General features: G+C 69.6%; 18 protein-coding genes. 8 read left to right on the plus strand and 10 right to left on the minus strand.

Annotated features, from left to right (window positions below; genetic code table 11):
- The first annotated feature begins 41 nt into the window (after positions 1-41).
- Positions 42-1,040: a tryptophan--tRNA ligase gene (gene trpS / locus EI73_RS05770; protein ID WP_034385006.1), complete on the plus strand. Its 999-nt coding sequence runs from the start codon at positions 42-44 to the stop codon at positions 1,038-1,040.
- Positions 1,041-1,083: 43 nt separating this feature from the next.
- Positions 1,084-1,827: a ScpA family protein gene (locus tag EI73_RS05775; protein ID WP_051935569.1), complete on the plus strand. Its 744-nt coding sequence runs from the start codon at positions 1,084-1,086 to the stop codon at positions 1,825-1,827.
- On the opposite strand, the gene EI73_RS05780 is transcribed toward EI73_RS05775, so the two are convergent.
- Genes EI73_RS05780 through argF form a run of 3 tightly spaced genes read right to left on the minus strand, consistent with a single transcriptional unit; the run spans position 1,824 to position 4,317 of the window.
- On the minus strand, positions 1,824-2,255 hold the full coding sequence (locus EI73_RS05780; protein ID WP_034385008.1) for a hypothetical protein: 432 nt from the start codon (positions 2,253-2,255) through the stop codon (positions 1,824-1,826). The two genes, EI73_RS05775 and EI73_RS05780, sit on opposite strands and share 4 nt — an antisense overlap.
- Before the next feature lie 55 nt (positions 2,256-2,310).
- Positions 2,311-3,276 carry an N-acetyl-gamma-glutamyl-phosphate reductase gene (argC, locus tag EI73_RS05785; RefSeq protein ID WP_034385011.1) on the minus strand — a complete coding sequence of 322 codons (966 nt, stop codon included), beginning with the start codon at positions 3,274-3,276 and terminating at the stop codon, positions 2,311-2,313.
- 9 nt (positions 3,277-3,285) lie between these two features.
- Positions 3,286-4,317, minus strand: coding sequence for an ornithine carbamoyltransferase (gene argF / locus EI73_RS05790; RefSeq protein WP_051935424.1), 1,032 nt, complete (start codon positions 4,315-4,317; stop codon positions 3,286-3,288).
- 97 nt (positions 4,318-4,414) lie between these two features.
- On the opposite strand from argF, the gene EI73_RS05795 reads away from it, so the two are divergent.
- The 5 genes from EI73_RS05795 (at position 4,415) to EI73_RS05815 (ending at position 10,172) form a co-directional block, all read left to right on the plus strand.
- Positions 4,415-5,311 carry an EamA family transporter gene (locus tag EI73_RS05795; protein WP_034385013.1) on the plus strand — a complete coding sequence of 299 codons (897 nt, stop codon included), beginning with the start codon at positions 4,415-4,417 and terminating at the stop codon, positions 5,309-5,311.
- Positions 5,312-5,320: 9 nt separating this feature from the next.
- On the plus strand, positions 5,321-6,316 hold the full coding sequence (locus tag EI73_RS05800; RefSeq protein ID WP_034385015.1) for an MBL fold metallo-hydrolase: 996 nt from the start codon (positions 5,321-5,323) through the stop codon (positions 6,314-6,316).
- Positions 6,317-6,573: 257 nt separating this feature from the next.
- Positions 6,574-7,665, plus strand: coding sequence for a transposase (locus EI73_RS05805; RefSeq protein WP_231557293.1), 1,092 nt, complete (start codon positions 6,574-6,576; stop codon positions 7,663-7,665).
- Positions 7,666-7,690: 25 nt separating this feature from the next.
- Positions 7,691-8,479: a histidinol-phosphatase gene (locus tag EI73_RS05810; protein ID WP_034385019.1), complete on the plus strand. Its 789-nt coding sequence runs from the start codon at positions 7,691-7,693 to the stop codon at positions 8,477-8,479.
- Positions 8,472-10,172, plus strand: a complete 1,701-nt coding sequence (locus tag EI73_RS05815; protein ID WP_034385022.1) for a DNA polymerase/3'-5' exonuclease PolX — start codon at positions 8,472-8,474, stop codon at positions 10,170-10,172. The genes EI73_RS05810 and EI73_RS05815 overlap by 8 nt, the downstream gene beginning before the upstream one ends.
- A gap of 114 nt (positions 10,173-10,286) precedes the next feature.
- Here EI73_RS05815 and EI73_RS05820 read toward each other — a convergent pair whose 3' ends face one another.
- A complete protein-coding gene (locus EI73_RS05820; RefSeq protein WP_034385025.1) occupies positions 10,287-11,453 on the minus strand; it encodes an MFS transporter in 1,167 nt (388 codons plus the stop codon).
- A 123-nt stretch (positions 11,454-11,576) separates the two neighbouring features.
- Between EI73_RS05820 and EI73_RS05825 the strand changes: the two genes are divergently transcribed.
- Positions 11,577-12,053: a hypothetical protein gene (locus EI73_RS05825; protein WP_034385027.1), complete on the plus strand. Its 477-nt coding sequence runs from the start codon at positions 11,577-11,579 to the stop codon at positions 12,051-12,053.
- Here EI73_RS05825 and EI73_RS05830 read toward each other — a convergent pair.
- From EI73_RS05830 to purM, 6 genes are all read right to left on the minus strand, one after another.
- A complete protein-coding gene (locus EI73_RS05830; protein ID WP_051935426.1) occupies positions 12,050-12,571 on the minus strand; it encodes an isoprenylcysteine carboxyl methyltransferase family protein in 522 nt (173 codons plus the stop codon). The genes EI73_RS05825 and EI73_RS05830 overlap by 4 nt on opposite strands.
- A gap of 10 nt (positions 12,572-12,581) precedes the next feature.
- Positions 12,582-13,442 carry a hypothetical protein gene (locus EI73_RS05835; protein ID WP_034385030.1) on the minus strand — a complete coding sequence of 287 codons (861 nt, stop codon included), beginning with the start codon at positions 13,440-13,442 and terminating at the stop codon, positions 12,582-12,584.
- Between the two features lie 10 nt (positions 13,443-13,452).
- On the minus strand, positions 13,453-14,391 hold the full coding sequence (gene meaB / locus EI73_RS05840; protein WP_034385033.1) for a methylmalonyl Co-A mutase-associated GTPase MeaB: 939 nt from the start codon (positions 14,389-14,391) through the stop codon (positions 13,453-13,455).
- Positions 14,392-14,397: 6 nt separating this feature from the next.
- A complete protein-coding gene (locus tag EI73_RS05845; protein WP_034385036.1) occupies positions 14,398-15,975 on the minus strand; it encodes a diguanylate cyclase in 1,578 nt (525 codons plus the stop codon).
- Between the two features lie 150 nt (positions 15,976-16,125).
- Positions 16,126-16,839 carry a histidine phosphatase family protein gene (locus tag EI73_RS05850; RefSeq protein WP_034385039.1) on the minus strand — a complete coding sequence of 238 codons (714 nt, stop codon included), beginning with the start codon at positions 16,837-16,839 and terminating at the stop codon, positions 16,126-16,128.
- Positions 16,836-17,903, minus strand: a complete 1,068-nt coding sequence (gene purM, locus EI73_RS05855) for a phosphoribosylformylglycinamidine cyclo-ligase (protein WP_034385041.1) — start codon at positions 17,901-17,903, stop codon at positions 16,836-16,838. Before purM ends, EI73_RS05850 begins: the two co-directional genes overlap by 4 nt.

A 17,903-nucleotide genomic window follows, 5' to 3' on the forward strand; every position in this document is an offset into this window, starting at 1 on the left:
TCGCCGCCCTTGGGGGCCGCCCCCGCTAGAATGGGTGGGTTATGCCGCGCGTGTTTTCAGGAATTCAACCGACGGGCAACCCCCACATCGGCAACTACTTCGGGGCGATGAAAAACTACGTGCGGCTGGGTGATACGTACGGCAAGAACTCGATCTACTGCGTGGTCGATCTCCACGCCATCACCAACCCGGCCGCCTACGATCCAGCGGCGCTCGCCGAACGCACCCTGGAGATGGCCGTAGCGAACTTCGCGGCGGGCCTTGACCCCGAGCGGGTCATCTTCTTCGTGCAGTCGCAGGTTCCGGAGCACCAGGAGCTGAGCTGGGTGTTCACGGCCCTCACCCCCGTGGGCGAGCTGGAGCGCATGACGCAGTACAAGGACAAGGCGGCGCACCTGGAGAGTGTTCCAGCGGGCCTGCTGATGTACCCGGTGCTGATGGCGGCCGACATCCTGCTGTATAAGGCAGACACCGTGCCCGTCGGCGAGGACCAGACCCAGCACATCGAGCTGACCCGTGAGATCGCCCGCAAGTTTAACCATACCTACGGCGAGACCTTCCCCGAGCCGCAGGCGGTGTATGCCAAAGACGCCCTGCGGATTCCCGGGGTAGACGGTCAGGGCAAGATGAGCAAGAGCAAGGGCGAGGGGAGCACCATCGGGATTCTGGAGCCGCTGGACTCGATCTGGCAGAAGCTGCGGGTGGCCCCGACCGATCCCGCCCGCGTGCGCCGCTCTGACCCCGGCGACCCCGAGAAGTGCCTGATCGGGGACTACCACAAGCTCTTTTCGGACCTTCCGACCATCGAGGTGGCGTTCACCGGCTGCCGCACTGCCGGCATCGGCTGCGTGGACTGCAAAAAGATGCTGATGGAGGGGATACGCCGCGAACTCACGCCGCTCCAGGAGCGGGCCGCCGAGCTGCGGGCCGATCCCGACTGGGTGCGGGACGCCCTCGCACAGGGCGCGCAGGAGGCCCGCGAGATCGCCCGGCCCGTGATGGAGGAAGTGCGGGAGAAGGTGGGGTTCCTGAGGCTCTGATGGGGTGCGGCGGGTCGCGCGGAGCTTGTGGCAGGAGGAGGCCTTGACGGTTCTGGCCCCGCCGCCCGCGTTCGCTGCCGGGTTTACAGTCCGGCTTCCCGTCTTTGAGGGGACGCTGGCCGACCTCGCCTCGGCGCTGCGGGCGGGGCGGGTGCTGCCTGCGGCCGTGCCGCTACTCCCACTCACGCGGGAGGTGTTGGGCTGGGCGCAGGCGCAGGCCGGAACCCTGGACGCGCACCCGGAGGCGCTGCCCGCCCTGGCGAACGTGATCGCCCTCAAGGCGCGGCTGCTGCTGCCCCAGCCCGAGCCAGAAGGCCCCGACCCCGGCGACTTCGCGGATGACCTTTTGGACGACGTGGTGGAGGGAGTGGAGGCGCTCGCCGAGCTGGACGCGCTGGTGAGCTTTCTGGCCGCTCGCCGCCGCGAACGCGAGGGCCTGATTCCGGCCCGCCCGGTCGCGCTGGACCTTCCGCGCCGCGAACGCCCCGGCGGGCCCGCCCGCAGCCTCGCCCGGCTGGTCAAGGCCGCGCGAAACGCCGTCCGTCAGGTCGAAGTGCCCCTCCTGGCCCGCGAGCGCCTGACCCTGGCGGACGCCCTTGCCGCCCTGCACGCCTTTGGCCGCCGCCTGCGCACCTTTCCCTTCCGCGGCATTCCGGCGGGAGACTGGGGGGAACGCACCACCTATTTCGCCGCGCTGCTCGAAGGCGTGAAGGAGGGGAGCTTCAGCGCCGAGCAGACGGAGACATACGGGGAGATTCGGGTGGTGTCGCACCTCGCGGAGGATTAGCGGCAGACTCGCCCATTCGCCACGTCTTGGGCCGGCACCACCAGCTCCCGCACCATCCCAGGTTCGTCGAAACGCAAGACGCGACCCGGCAGGCGCAGGCGCAGGGCGTTCGCCTCCCAGGTGACCTGAAAGCCGCGCCGGGTCCAGATGGGCTCGGGGGCCGGCTCGCGCCCGGTCGAGGTGCCGGGGAGTCGCCAGCCGCGTCCGGGGAGAACGCTGCACTTGACCTCCAGAAAACGGTCGATGTCCATGCGCCCTGGCCCCAGCCCACCGTATTCCGCCACCCCCTGAAGCCGCAGTCCGGCGAGCGGATGGGGGGGCGGGGGCGCGGCCCAGACCTGCTCGACCCGGTAACGCGGCTGAAAGAGCGGCGCGGCCAGCAGGAGCAGGCCCACACCCAGGACACCGGGAAGGAGCCGCCAAGCCATCGTCCTAGCGTAGGGCGACCTCGGGCGGGCATCGTCTGCCTTTCGTTCGCTTTCGTTAGTTCTCCTCCGGCACCCGGTAGCTGTGCCCCGCCTCCTCCAGTCCCAGCATCACGTCAAGGTTTTGCACGGCGGCGCCGCTGGCTCCCTTGCCGAGGTTATCCAGCCGCGAGACGAGCAGGGCATGCTCGCCCCCTGCGCTGGCGTACACGAACAGTTCGAGTTCGTTGGTGCCGTTGAGCGTCTGAGGATCAAGGATGGGTTCGGCGGGCTGACCGTGCTCGAAGGGCATCACCCGGACGAAGCGCTCTCCGGCGTAGTGGTCGGCCAGGGCCTCATGCAACTGCGCCGCCGTCACGCCCAGCGGTCCGAGGTGCAGCGGAATCTGCACCAGCATGCCCTGGCGCCAGCCGCCCACGTGCGGCGTGAAGAGGGGGGCGCGCTTCAGGCCGCCGTGCCGCGCCATTTCCGGCTGGTGCTTGTGGGTCAGGCCGAGGGCGTAGCTCTTGAAGGGCCCCGCCATCGGATGCTCGCCCCGGCCCTCGTTCGCGTCCACCAGGGCGCGGCCTCCGCCGGAGTAGCCAGAAAAGCCCTGCACGCTGAGCGGAACATCCGGCGGCAACAACCCGGCGTCCGTGAGGGGCCGCAGCAGGGCCACCGCGCCGGTGGCGTAGCAGCCCGGGTTGCTGACGCGGCGAGCCGCACGAATCTCCTCGCGGCTCGTCGGGGTCAGTTCGGGAAAGCCGTACACCCAGCCGTCCGCCGTGCGGTGAGCACTGCTCGCGTCCAGCACCCGCGTCCGGGGGTTGTCGATCATCGCCACGGCCTCGCGCGCCACGTCGTCATGCAGGCACAAGATGGCGATATCAGCACTGTTGAGCAGCTCGCGCCGGGCCTCCGGGTCCTTGCGGCGGGCAGGGTCGATGCTCAGGAGGTCGAGGTCGCGGCGGCCCTCCAATCGAGCGCGAATTTGCAGGCCGGTGGTTCCGGCTTCGCCGTCGATAAAGATGCGGGGGCGAGACATACGCTCACGCTACCAGCGGGGCCTCGAGGCGCCCAGCACGTGGTACAGCAGCGCCTTTTGCGCGTGCAGGCGGTTTTCGGCCTGGTCGAAGACGCGGCTCTTGGGGTGCTCGGTCGCCTCGGGCACCGTCTCCTCGCCGTAGTGGGCGGGGAGGCAGTGCAGGAAGATGCCGTGTGGCGCGATGGTATCCAGCATGGCGGGCGTAACCTGATACCCTCGGAAGGCGCGGCGGCGAATCTCCGCCTCGGCCTCTTGGCCCATCGAGATCCAGACATCGGTGTACAGCACGTCGGCCCCCTCCACAGCCCCCAGGTCGTTCGTGAGGGTCACCTGCGCCCCGCGTTTCACGGCGTCCAGCAGAACGGAGCCGTTCGGCTCGTACCCGACGGGGGTGACGATGGTGACGTCCGTCCCCGTCAGGATGCCCAGATGAATGTGACTATTGGCGAGGTTGTTGCCGTCCCCGATGTACACCACCCGCCGCCCGCGCAGGTCGGGGCCAAATTCTTCCTCGATGGTCTGGTAGTCGGCCAGGAGCTGTGCGGGGTGCAGCATGTCGGACAGGCCATTGATGACGGGGATGGCGGCATGGTCCGCAAGTTCTTGCAGCGTCTGCTGGAGGTACACCCGGCCCATCACCCCGTCTACCCAGCGCTCCAGGTTGCGGGCCACGTCCGAGACGCGCTCGCGGGTGCCCAGGCCGATCTCCGCGTTGCTCAGGGCGATCGCGTGCCCCCCGAGCTGGTACATGCCCACGTCGAAGGTGGTGCGGGTGCGCAGGGACGCCTTCTCGAAAATCAGCGCGAGGCTGAGGCCCGCCAGGGGCCTAACGGCCCGCCACTCGCCGCGCTTCATGGCGTGGGCGGTATCCAGCACCGTCCGCAGCTCGGCGGGCGTCATGTCGAGGTTGCTGAGGAAGTCGCGGCCCGGCATCACCGGCTCAGGCAGCGTCTCCGGCGTGAGCAGCGCAGGATTATTCGCCTTCATCCGCGACTTCTTGGCCGTACTGGACTTTTCTGAGGGGCGGGCGGCCTTGGTCATAGAGCATGAGTATACGCAGGCCCTGAGTAAAGATGCAGAAAGGCCCGTCCCGTATAGCTGCACGCACGGACGGGGACGGGCGTACACTCGGGAGCCGATGCCCCCCGCTGCCCTGCCCCCCCGGAGCCTGCTGCTCGCCCTGCTGATCACCTTTCTCTGGGGGGTGAACTTCGTGGTGATCAAGTGGTCGGTGGCCGGGGCGTCGCCGCTGCTGGTGGCCGCGCTGCGCTTCGCGGTGGCCGCCTTTCCCGCCGTGCTGTTCGTGCCGCGCCCGCGGGTTTCCGCACCCATCCTGTGGGGGTACGGCCTCGCGGTGGGGGTGGTGCAGTTCGGGCTGCTGTACCTGGCCGTGCAGCTGGGCATGAGCGCGGGTGTGGCCTCGCTGCTGATGCAGACGCAGGCCTTTTTCACGGCGCTGCTGGCCGCACGTTTCCTGGGGGAACGCGTCACACCGCCACAGATGCTCGGGATGACGCTCGCCTTTGGCGGCATGGCGCTGATCGGACTCACGGCAGGCGGGGACGTCACCCTGGCGGGGCTGCCCCTCACGCTCGTCGCGGCCCTGGGGTGGGCGGTGAGCAACCTGCTCGTACGGGCGTCGGGCGGGGCAAACGTCTTCGGCCTGGTGATCTGGAGCAGCCTGATCGCGCCGCTGCCCCTCACGCTGCTGGCGGGACTGACCTCCGGCTGGGAGGCGGTCGCCGACACCCTGACCACCTCGGGCCCCGCCTTCTGGGCGGCGGTGCTCTTCATGGGCCTGGGCAACACGGTGCTGGGCTTCGGCGTGTGGAGCGGGCTGATCCAGCAGCACGGGGCCGCCCGCGTCGCGCCCCTCTCGCTGCTTGTGCCCGTGTTCGGGATGCTGGCGAGCGCCGCCTTCTATCACGAGAGCTTTCCGCCCCTGAAGCTGCTGGGGGCAGGGCTGGTGCTGGGCGGCCTGGTGCTGCACGTGCGGGGAAGCCGCCTGCGCCCGGTCCGCTCCTCCGCCGACTAGGCTACGTTCATGCTGAAGGTACAGGTGCTTGGCCGCCCCACCGGGGACAACGCCCTCTGGGTCACCGCCGACAGCGGCCAGGGGCAGACCCGGCTGCTCCTGGACTGCGGGGAGGACACGCTGGACGGGTTGCCGCTCGCGGAGATCCAGGCCACCGACCACCTGCTGTTCTCGCATCTGCACATGGACCATGTGGCGGGCTTCGACCGCTTCTTCCGCGCCACCTTCGACCGAACGAACCGCCCCAACCACATCTGGGGGCCGCCCGGCACCGCCCGCATCCTGGGCCACCGCTTTCAGGGCTACTGGTGGAACCACGCGCCCGAGCTGCATGCGACCTGGCACGTGCACGACGTGGACGCCCGCGAAGTCCGTACCTTTCGCTTTGAGGCGCGTGAGGCCTTTGAAGGGATGCACGAGGAAGGCACGACCCCGCGGCCAAGCCTCCTGCTGACCACTCCCCAGGCCACCGTCAAGGCCCTTCTCCTCCAGCACCACGGCCCTTGCCTGGGCTACGTGGTGCGTGAGCCGGAGCGGATGACGGTGGATACGGCGCAGCTCGCCGCCCTCGACCTGAAGCCTGGTCCCTGGCTCGCGCAGCTCAAGGCAGGAGCGAGGGGCAGGCTGGACATTCACGGCACCCCCTTTGATGCGGACGATCTGGCCGCACGGCTGCTGCGGCGGCAAACCGGCGAGAGCGTCGCCTACCTGACGGATTTTTTGCTCGACGGGCCGGAGCAGGACAGGCTGGCCCCCCTACTGTCCGGGGTGGACACCCTCTACGCCGAAGCACAGTACGCACCCGAGGAGGCGGCCCTGGCGGCGCGGCATCACCACACGACGGTCACGCAGGTGGCCGCCCTGGCGCGAGCAGCGGGGGTGCGGGAACTGTGCCTGCTCCACCTCTCGCGCCGCTACGGGCGGGGGCGCTGGCCGGAACTGCTCGCGGCCGCCCAGTCCATCTTTCCGAACACGCGCTTTCCAGCGGGGTGGCTGGAGGGCTGAGCTGCCGTACCCTGTCCTCCATGACCGAAAGTGACGCGCATGCCCCGTTCTTCAGAGCGGGGTCAAGCGGCTCCCGCCCGCAGGGCGGCGAAGCCGAAGCCCCCGGTTCTTTGTTACGCTCAATGAGCGATGCCCCCACACCGCGGGAGCGGCTGGGAGCGTGGCAGGGCGGAGAGGAGCCGCCTCGCATGTCAGAGCGTCCCACCATCCGGGTCTTCCGTTTTCGGTTATCCCCGACCAAGTCCCAAGAGGCCGCCATGCTTGAGACCCTGCGCCTCACTCGGCGGCTCTACAACGCGGGCCTTGAGCAGCGCCGCGAAGCCTACCGCAAGCAGGGCAAGACCCTTAGCGCCTACGACCAGCAGCGTGAACTGAGCGCCCTGAAGGCAGAGTGCCCGGAGTACGCCGAGGTCTACGCCCACGTCCTGCAAGACACGCTGGACCGGCTCGACAAGGCATACAAGGCGTTCTTCAGGCGCGTGAAGCGCGGGGAGAAAGCGGGGTTCCCCCGCTTCAAACCCGCGCAACGCTGGAACTCCTTCCGGTTCAAGCAGTGCTGGGACAACAAGAAGAACGATTGGACGGCCTGCGGGCGTCCCGTGGACGACGGGCGGCGTATCTCCCTTCCCAAGATCGGCGCGGTGAGGTGCCGGTTTCACCGCCCGCTGGAAGGCAAGCCCAAGACCCTGCAAATCGTGCTGGACGTGGACGAGTGGTACGCGGTCTACACCTGTGAAGTCCCGGTCAGTCCGCTTCCCGAAACGGGAAGCGCTGTAGGCGTGGACGTGGGAACGCGGTATTTCGCCATCACCTCGGATGGGGAGTTCGTCGAGAATCCCCGGCACCTGGGGAAGTCCCTCAGGAAGCTGCGCGTCCAGCAGCGCACCGTCTCCCGCCGCCAGAAGGGCAGCCACCGCCGTCAGAAAGCGGTTCGGCAACTCGCCAAGACCTACCGGAGGATTCGTCGCTCAAGGCAGGACTTCCATCACAAGACGGCCCGGAAGCTTGTTCGGGAACACGACCTGATTGCCCATGAAGACCTGAAGGTGTCCAACCTGGTGCCCAGCAATCTCGCCCGCTCCATCTCCGATGTCGGATGGCGTGCGTTCCTCGACATCCTGCGCGGCAAGGCTGAGAGTGCTGGCCGCGTGGTGGTTCGGGTTCCCCCGCAGTACACCTCGCAGCGCTGCCACGCCTGCGGGCATACCTGCCGGGAGAACCGGGACAATGAGGTGTTCAGGTGCGTGTCCTGTGGGCATGAGGACCATGCCGACCACAACGCGGCGAAGAACATCCTGGCAAGGGCCTTGCCTTCAGGCGAGAACGGTGGAAGTCATGCCGTCGCCTGAGAAGCCCCCGACTTCAGGAGGGGGGTTGGTCACTTCCTCGCTCTTCGATTCTCACCTTCACACGCCGCTGTGCGGCCACGCGACCGGCACGCCGCGCGAGTATGCGCAGGCGGCGCTGGACGCGGGCCTCAGCGGCATCTGCTTCACCGACCATATGCCCATGCCCGTCTGGTACGACGCGCCCTGGCGAATGCGGCTGGACCAGCTGGCCGAGTACGTGGACACGGTGCGCGAGGTACAGGCCGAGTTTGCCGGGCGGCTCACGGTGCGGCTGGGCCTGGAGGCCGACTTTCACCCCGGCACGGAGCGTTTTGTGGAGCGTGTCCTGAACGCCTATCCCTGGGATTACGTGATCGGCAGCGTCCATTACCTCGGCGCGTGGGGCTTTGATAACCCCGAATTCGCCGCCGAGTACGAGGCCCGCGACCTGGGGGAGCTGTACCGCGACTACTACGCGCTGGTGGCGGGTGCCGCGCAGACGGGTCTCTTTGACAGCGTGGGCCACCTCGATCTGCCCAAGAAGTTCGGGCACCGCGATCCGGACGGCTCGGCGGCCCTGCGCGCCCTGGACGTGATCGCCGCGGCCGGTCTGGCCCTCGACTTCAACACGGCGGGCTGGCGCAAGCCCGTCGCGGAGGCGTACCCCTCACCCGAGCTGACCCGCGCCGCCGCCGAGCGCGGCCTTCCCTTTGTCCTGGGCAGCGACGCCCACGCGCCTGGGGAGGTCGGGTTCCGCTTCGCGGACGCCTGGCGGCAGATTGGGGAGGCGGGCGGGCAGGTCGTGACCTACGCGGGGAGGGTGCGCCATGGCTGACGTCACCCGCAAGGAGCTGGTGGGCGTCTTAAAAACCACGGCGGACCTGCTCGAGCTGCTGGGCCAGGAGCCCTTCCGCGCGAACGCCTACCGAAGTGCGGCGCGAAGCCTGGAGGCGCTCGACACAGACGCGGCAGAACTCGTCGCCTCCAGCTTCGCGGGCGTCCCGAAAGTCGGGAAGACGATCGCCGCCGAGCTGGTCACTTTCGCCAAAACCGGCCGCTTCGCCCCGCTGGAGGACGCCGCGAGCCAGGTCCCGCCCGGCGTGCTGGGCCTCTTTCGGGTGCGGGGGCTGGGGCCCAAAAAGATTCGGGCGCTGTGGGACGCCGGCATCGACTCGCTGGAAGGGCTGCGCGCGGCCGCCCGTGACGGCCGGGTCGCGGCCCTGAAGGGCTTTGGCCCCAAGAGTGCCGCGGCCCTTTTGGAAACGGTGGAATTTGCACTGGCCGCGCAGGACCGCCAGCACCTCGCCGTAGGGCTGAATGTGGCTGAGGGCCTTGCGGCGCGGCTGGTGGACCAAGAGCCCCGCCTGGCTGGAGATGTCCGCCGAGGGCTGGAGACCGTGCGAACGGCCCGCGTGACGGTGACCGGGTCCGCCGAGGACGTCAGGGCCCGACTGTCCGGCGTGGCCGAAGACCTCAGGCCGGTCGAGGGCAAGCCGCTCCTGACCGGGCGGGTGGACGGTGTGCCGGTGGAGGTCGCCTACGCCCCCGCTGGGGCACGTGGGGCGCTGGACCTGATGATGGGCGGGGGCACCGAGTACCGCGAGGCGCTGCGGGCTGAGGCGAAGGCGCGGGGCTTTGACCTCAGCGGGTGGGGGTTGAAACGCGAAGGCCAACGCCTCCCCACCCCGGCCGAGGTGGACGTGGCCCGCGCCCTGGGCCTTCCCCTGCGGCCCGCCGAGTACCGCGAACCCGAGCACGACGCGCTGTGGCAGACCCTTCCGCCGCCCGAAGCCCTGGTCACGGTGGCGGACCTGCGGGGCCTGCTGCACACCCACTCCGTCTGGTCGGACGGCGCGGCCACCCTCTCCCAGATGGTGGAAGAAACGCTGCGGCGTGGCCACACCTACCTCGGCACCGGAGACCACTCCCGCGCGGCGCACTACGCGAATGGCATGAGCATCGAGCGCCTGCGAGCCTACGTGCGCGAGATCCGCGAGCTTCAGCGAGCGGGCCTCCCCATCCTGGCCGGTGCCGAGGTCGATATCCTCGCCGACGGCACCCTGGACTACCCCGACGAGGAGCTGCTGAACCTCGATTACGTCGTCGCGAGCGTTCATAGCCACTTCACCCTGGACGCGGGGCGGCAGACCGAACGGCTCTTGCGGGCCGTCTCGCACCCTCTGGTCACGGTCCTGGGGCACCCCACGGGCCGCCTGCTGCTGCGCCGCCCCGGCTACGAGCTGGACCTCGACGCGGTCCTCGCGGCCTGCGAGCGCAGCGGCACCGTCGTAGAGATCAACGCCAACCCCTACCGCCTCGACCTGGACTGGCGCGACGCTCTGCGCTGGCGCGAGCGGCTCCGCTTTGCCATCAACACCGATGCCCATACCCTCGCGGGGCTGGGAGATGCCCGCTACGGGGTGGCCGTCGCCCGCAAGGCGGGGCTCACGCCGGACAGGATCGTGAACACGCTGGACCAGGAGGACTTTCTGACCTTTGTGCGGCGGCAGCGGGAGGCGCGGGGATGAGATGGGGCGGGGAGCCGTTCGGCGCGCCAGCGCCGAGGCCTTCTCATGGGGCAAGGGCGTACAACCCCAGAAACGTCCGGAACGGCTCTTGCCCAGCGCAGCGCCCCTCCCCACCTACTCGAACTCCGCCTTCCGCGGCTCCGGCAACCGGTACGCGATGAGCGCACTGGGAATCAGCAGGGTCAGGCTGGCCAGCGCCGCGACGGTCGGCGTGGTGACGTCCGCGAGCGCCCCGACGAGAAACACCAGAAGTCCTGCAAATCCCCACGAGAAGCCCATCATGATGGAGCTCGCGACAGCGACATGCCCCGGCGCGTACTCCTGCGCGGCGACCACCCCGACCGGAATGCTGGCGTTCACCGCCGCCCCCACCAGAAACGTGAGGGGATAAAACCACGGGTTCGCTGGGCTGGACAGGATGAGCAGCGCAAAGGGCGGAATGGTGCTGAGGATGGCCGCCCGCAGCACCGGCACCCGCCCGTAACGGTCGCTGGCCCGGCCGCCAATGATGCCGCCAACGGCGCTCGCGACGGAGTAGATGGCCAGCGTGACGCCGACCTCCCGGGTACCAAACCCCCGGTTCAGCAGGAGAAAGGGGAGCATGGCGTTATAGCCCATGCTGGCGAGCGAGCGCAGCACGGCCATCGCCCACAGGGCGACCAACGGGCCACGGAAGATACCGGCGTATTCGCGGAATCCGGTCCGGCGGCCCTCGGCGCGGCTGGCGGGCGTCACGACAAAGGACACGGCGGCGATCACCGCGCCGATCAGGGCAAACCAGGGCAGGTGCGTGAGCCCTACCCCCGCGAACACCGGTCCCAGAGCCATCCCCGCCGTGCCGCCCGCACTAAAGAGGCTGGCCCACAGCCCCCGCTGCTGCGCAGGACTGCTCAGGGCGATGTAGGCCGCGCCCGCCGGGTGAAAGAAGCCGCTGCCAAAGCCCGCCACCGCCACGAGCAGCACCAGCGCCCCGAACCACGGAACAAATCCCATCAGCGTGAGGCCCAGGCCGGTCAGCAGCGGCCCAAGCGCCGCGGCGTAGCGGCGGTCTACCCGTTCGCCCAAGATGCCCAGCAGCGGTTGCAGCACGCTGCTCGTCAGGCTGTACACGCTGGAGAGCAGGGTCACGGCCGCGATGGAAACGCCGAATTTGCCCTGTAGGGCCGGTGTCAGGGGCGTGAGCATCGCCCCGTAGGCATCGTTGATAAAGTGCCCGGCGGTCACGGTCACCGCGATGGCGGTCCCATGGCGGGCGGCGGTCTGGGCAGCAGTCGCTTGCATCGACCTACCCTACGTCAGCTGCTCCCTCTTCGGCAGAGGCGTCCAGCGTGACGGGCCACCCCTCCCCCCCCTTGTGTCCACACACCAGCAAGACGTGAAGTTTTGAACAGTGTACGCTGGGGCATGAACCTCGCCTTTCGGGATGCGGTGGCCGGGCTTCTCCCCTCCGAGGCTCGGCTGCGGGCCTGGCTGGCGGGCCTGCCGGAGCAGGAGTGGGAGGAACTGGCGGGGCTGTTTGCCGCCGCGCTGCCCGAACTCGACGCGGTGCTGGCCCTGCCGGGTGGCGAACACTTCGCCCGGGCCCTGGCCCGCGCGCGCGGCATTCCGGTGCTCGCTCCTGATCTGCGCGCCGTGCCCGACCTCTTCCCCGGAGAGGTGGCCCTGGTGACCGCCCACCTCACGGACGGCCTGCCTGAGCTGGCGGCGCTCCTCCGTGCGGAGCGGCGGGGCCTGCGGGTGCTGGCGGTCGCTGCCGCCCTCGAGCAGACCAATGCCCCCGGCCGCACCCGACTGGAACTCCAGGCCGTGCCGGTGCGGGCTGCCGTGCGGCTCGCCGATACACCGCGCGGCCTGACCTTTGAGCGCCGCAGGGCTTCCTAGCGTTCCCCCTGGTGGTAGGCCCGCAACGCGCGCTCCTCCGCCGGAAGCCGCACAAGCAGCAGCAGCGCGGCGTTCAGCACGCTGCCCACCAGCGCTGTGCGCCAGGCGCCCACCGCGAGAGGGCCTGCGGCCATCTCCAGCGCCACCACCGCGTAGTTGGGGTGCCGCAGGAGGCGGAAGGGACCGCGCCGCACCCGCTCCCCGCCGGGCACAATCAGAATTTTCGTATTCCAGTACCGGCCCAGCGTACGAATCACCCAGACGCGCAAGGGCTGCGCGACCACGAAGAGCACGAGGGCCAACCAGTGGACGCGCCCGCGGGAGGCGCGGCCTTCAAGCAGCAGGCCCAGCATCCAGGCGGGGTGCAGGACGAAGAAGAGCGGGTAGTGTTCCTGACCGTATTCGGCTGCGCCGCGCGCCCGCGCCCAACGCTCATTGGCCCGCGCAAGACGCAGCTCGAGGAGGCGCTGCCCGGTCAGAAAGGCAAAGAGGATGGGGGCGAGGGTACGGGCACGCATAGCAATCAGCTTAGGGGACCTCGAACGCGGCAGCCCCCGCGCCTCTCTCCTCCCCCGCCGTGGCGTGGACGATCCGGGCCCTCACCTGACTTTCCTCCGCGCGCAGGAACAGCGTGCCCAAGCCCAGGGCCGTGCGGTACACGGAGAGGCATTCCGGGCCGTCCTCGCGGCAGAGGAGACGCCACCCCTGCCGCTCGAGCTGCGGGAGGAGCTCAGACAGCAGGGCGGCCGGGTCGAACCGGGTCCCTGCGGACCGCAGCAGGAAAGTCTGGGAGCAGACCGGGCCGCCGTGGCCCGAGAGCATCCGGGCGGTCCAGCCTCCCGGAAGCGTCAGGGTCGGGAGGAGCGGGTCAGGCTGATCCTGAACGTAGGAAAGACGGCCCAGCAGGTGGCCTGCGTGTTCCGAGTCGGTGTCCCGGGTCTCCAGCCACACCTGCGTCATCCCGCTCTCGCCGCGCACAAAGACCTTCAGAATGCGCGGGGGCTGGCACCGAGCGGCCAGCCACTGCGAGCGTGCCGCCTCGACGAAGACCGCCTGGAACATCCGGGCGGTCTGCCAGCCCTGGTCCAAGAAGTGAGCCAGCAGGGTCTCCATTACCTCCGGCTGAGGCGCAGGCACGTCCAGAAAGGCCCGCCACAGGACGTGCTCGGCGGACTGCTGCGGCTCCGCCCCCGGAAAGGAAAACACCCAGCGCGGCGCGGCCGAGCGAATCCCGCCCAGCACCCGCAGCCCTGCCAGGTCCGGCAGCCTGAGGGGAAAGTCCGGCGGCAGCGCGTCCGGCGTCACCTGCACGTCCGCAGGATTGCCCTCCCGCCCAAAGCCCAGCGCGCGGCGCACAAATTCAGCGTCCAAGGTGACCCGTTCGCTCATGTGCCCCAGCCTACGCCCCCGCCAGCAGCGCGTCGGCAGCGGCGTCCGCGTCGAGTTCGCCCCGGGCGACGCGGGCATAGAGGTTACCGCTCATCTCGCGGGCCCGCCTGAGCACGCGGTCTTGCACCAGCGTCCGCACCTCGAACTCGGCACGGCGCTCACGGCGGTCATGCAGGCCCGCCTCACCCAGGAAGGCGCGGTGCGCGAGAACGGCGTCTACGATCTTGTCCACCCCCTCGCCCGTCTGCGCGACGGTGCGGCGAACGGGGGCGAGCCAGGTGTGTTCGTCGTGTCGCCCCAGGCCCTGGGCAGCGAGCAGTTCGCGGACGGTGCGGTCAGCACCGGGCAGGTCGGCCTTGTTGACGGCGATGACGTCGGCGATCTCCATAATGCCGGCCTTGAACGCCTGCACGCCGTCACCCCCGGCGGGTGTGAGCACCAGCAGGGTATGGTCACAGGCCGCAGCCACGTCCACCTCCGACTGCCCGACACCGACCGTCTCCAGAATCACCCAGTCGAAGCCCGCCCCCTCCAGGAGGGCCAGCACCGGCATGGCCCGCGGGGAGAGCCCGCCCAGCGCCCCCCGGCTGGCCAGCGAACGCACGAATACGCCCGTATCGGCGTGATGGCGCAGCATGCGGATGCGGTCTCCCAGGATGGCACCCCCCGAGTAGGGGCTACTGGGATCCACCGCCAGCACCGCCACACGCTGGCCCTGGCCGCGCAGGTGGGCGATAAGGGCGTCGGTCAGGGTGCTTTTGCCGCTGCCGGGGCTGCCGGTCACGCCCAGCACAACGGTCCCTGCCGGGCCGCGAGCCGCCGCGATCTCCCGAGCGGCGCGCAGCAGGGGTCGAGCGGCGGGCAGGCCGCTTTCAACCAGCGTGATCGCGCGGGCCAGGGCACGGGGATCGCCAGCCCGGAAACGGGTTTCGAGGGTGGAGGCAGTCATGCCGCCTCAGGATAGCGGGGCCGCCACCCGGTTGCGTCCCTCGTTCTTAGCCGCGTAGAGGGCCTGGTCAGCGGCGAGCAGCACCGCGCCTGCATCCGGCCCGTGGTCGGGAAAGGTGGCTACCCCCAACGAGGCCGTGCAGCGCAGCAGCTGTTCATCGTACACCACCACCTGCTTCTCCAGGGCTGCCCGGCAGGCTTCGGCCCGGCTCAGCGCCTCCGTCAGCGGTGTCTCGGGGAGGACGAACACGAATTCTTCCCCCCCGTAGCGGCAGAGCGTCTCCCCCGCGCGCAGGTGCCTCTCGAGCAGGCGCGCGGCGCTGCGCAAGACGGCGTCCCCACCCCCGTGCCCGGCCTGGTCATTGATCTGCTTGAAGTGGTCGATATCCAAAATCACCAGGCTCAAGGGCTGCCCGCTCGCCGCCGCCCGTGCCTGCGCCTCTTCCAGGGCCGTCTGGAGAAAGCGGCGGTTGTGCAGGCCGGTGAGGGGATCGCGCAGGCTCTGTTCACGCAAGGCCAGTTGCAGCTGCTCGATCTGCGCGAGTCGGGCCTGCAACTCGGCGTGCGCCTGCTGCAGCCGCGCCTCGGCCTGGCGGCGTGCGGTCACGTCGCGCCAGACCACGAGTCGGCCCCGTAGCCGCCCCTGGCGGTCATACAGCGGGGAGATGCGCAGGTCCAGAAAAAGGTGGTCGTCCAGCCGCAGTTCAGCATGCGCCTGCTGCACACCGCGGTAGCGCTCCAGCACGGCACTCCAGTCGGCAAATACCTCCTCCAGCGGCTGGCCGATCGGGGAAGGACCAGACGAGCGACTCAGTCGGCGGGCCGCCGGATTGAGGTCCACCACCCGCGCCTGCTCGTCCAGCACCAGCACGCCCTCTGCCATCTGCTCGACCAAGAGATGTCGCGCCACCGGGAGCACGTCAAACAGCCGAAAGCCCCTGATCCCCCACAAAAACACCAGTGCGGTGAGCAAAAACAGCACCGGCGTCAGGTCCAGGTTCGGAAAGGGCCGCGCCCCCAGCACGCTCACCACATTCACGCCCCAGGGCAGCACCAGCCCGGCCAGCAGCAGCATGCCCTGGCGCCGGTAGAGGGGCGGCGCGTGCCAGGCGAAGTGCACCAGCAGCGCCACGCTGAAGAGCAGCAGCGCGTAGCCGTACAGGGCCACCACCCGGAACCAGGGGCCGCCCTGCAGCAGGTGATTTGCGCCAAGCGTTCGCCCCCCGAACAGCAGGCCCTGGGGATCCCCCCCCAACAGCAGCAGCAGGGTCACCAGCGGCACGCCGAACAAAGCGGCCCGAACCGCGCGGCCCAACGCACGCCCGGTGAGCTCGAGCGTCATCAGCAGCACGAACACCGGGGCGAGGGACACGCCCACAAAGGTGGCGTCGAGCCAGGCGCGCCGCAGTTCGGGAGACGCCACGAGCCAGTGCAGGGCGTAGGTCAGGGTCCACTCGGCCAGCGCGAGCAGCAGCAGCACCAGCGGAAAAGCCCCCGGTGCGTGGCGGCGCGACCAGGCCACCCCCGCGGTAAACAGGGCCGTGAGCGTGGCCACCAGGAGCCAGGCAGCGTAGACAGGGTTCATCGGGGCGCCTCCCGCACCCACAGCACCCCGGGACAACCCGGGAGGGAAGAGCCACCACAGCGGCAGCGGGTCAACAGCGGGGGCATGCTTGGTGGTCAGGCTACCGTAGGGCGGGGCACACCCAAGCCGGGCTGCCTGGAGCACTCCGCCCTACGGCGCCTGCCCCAGCACGTCATCGGCCTCGGTCGCCTCGATCAGGTTCTCTAGGTGCGCGTCGTCATTAAACCCCAGCAGCGTGCCGCTGTTCTCGCCCAGCAGGATGCGGGTAATCGAGGTATTGGTCACGCTGAGGCGCGCCCAGGCGTTGTTCGGAACGCCTCCCAGCGCGAGCCCCACCGCGACCCGCACAACGCCGCCGTGGGTAAAGACGAGCACTCGCCCACCGGGATGACGGGCGCGTAAGCGCTCAAACGCTGCGCCGGAGCGAACAAAAAGGTCTTCCATGCTCTCGCCCCCCGGGCGGCGCGTTCGCCAGGGATCGGCCCGCAGGTCGCGCAGGTACTCGGGGTGCCGCGCCTCGATGTCGGCGAGCACCAGCCCGCTGAGTTCGCCCACGTCGATCTCACGCAGACCGGGATCAGGCTGAACCGGGGGACGTCCGCTGAGGCGCTCCGCGACGATCTCGGCCGTCTGAAAGGCGCGGGCCAGGTCGCTGGAGTACACCGCGTCGAAGTGCTGGCCGGTGAGCCGCTCGGCGAGGCTCGATGCCTGGAGGATCCCCACGTGGCTCAGCGGCACGTCCGTCTGACCCTGGTAGCGCCCGCCGGCATTCCAGGTGCTCTCGCCGTGCCGCACGACCCAGAACTCCGTGGCGGTTCGGCGGTCGGGGAGGGCGAAGCCCGTCGGGGGCCGGTGCCTGGTCAAGAAGGCACCTCGTCAAAGGTCACACCCGTGCCGGACACCATCTCCCCCATCACCCACGGCGCCTCGCCCGCGCCGCGTAGGGCGGCAAGCGCCGCCTCCCGCTGCACGGCAGGCACGATAAAGAGAAAACCCACCCCCATGTTCAGGGCGCGGAAGGCCTCTTCGCGGGCCACTCCTGCCCGCCGCACGATCAGCTCGAAGAGGGGCGGCACCCTCCAGGACGAGGCGTCCACCCGCAGGCCTACCCCTGCCGGAAAGATGCGCGGCGGATTGTCCACCAGCCCGCCACCGGTGATGTGGGCCATGCCGCGCACGTCCACGCCCGCCGCCGCAAGCGCGTCAAAGGCTCCCAGGTAGGCCCGGTGGGGTACGGTGAGCAGGTCCGCAAGCCGCTCACCGCCCAGGTCGGGGCGCGCCTCCTCCCAGTCCAGGTCGTCCAGGGCCATTCGGGCGAGGCTGTAGCCGTTGGTGTGCAGCCCAGTGCTCGGCAGGGCAATCACCGTGTCACCGGGTATGATGCGCGAGCCGTCAATGAGGTTGGGCCGGTCCACCACCCCCACGATGGTGCCCACGATGTCGAGTTCGCCCTCCACGTACACACCGGGCATCTCGGCGGTTTCCCCCCCCAAGAGCGCCACACCAAGCGCCTCGCAAGCCTGAGCCGCGCCGGTCACGACTTCGGCCACCCGTTCGGGCAGCAGGCGGCCCATGGCCACGTAGTCGAGGAAAAAGAGGGGGCGCGCGCCCTGCACCAGGATGTCGTTGACACAGTGGTGGACGATGTCCGCTCCCAGGCCCGCCCAGCGCCCAGTTCGCACCGCCACCTTCGTCTTGGTGCCTACGCCGTCGGTGGACGCCACCAGCACGGGATCCTTGAGGTTCTCAAAGGCCGCGCGAAACAGGCCGCCAAAGCCCCCGATGCCGCCCAGCACGGCGGGCGTGTGGGTACGGGCCACCGCGCTCCGCATCAGGGCAACCGCCCGGTGCCCCGCATCAATATTCACGCCTGCCCGCTCGTATGCCGACGCTCCCACCTGGACCGCGTCCGTCTTGCCTTGCGTCAT

Origin of the sequence: Deinococcus sp. YIM 77859 (genome assembly GCF_000745175.1) — a bacterium.
GTDB lineage: Bacteria > Deinococcota > Deinococci > Deinococcales > Deinococcaceae > Deinococcus.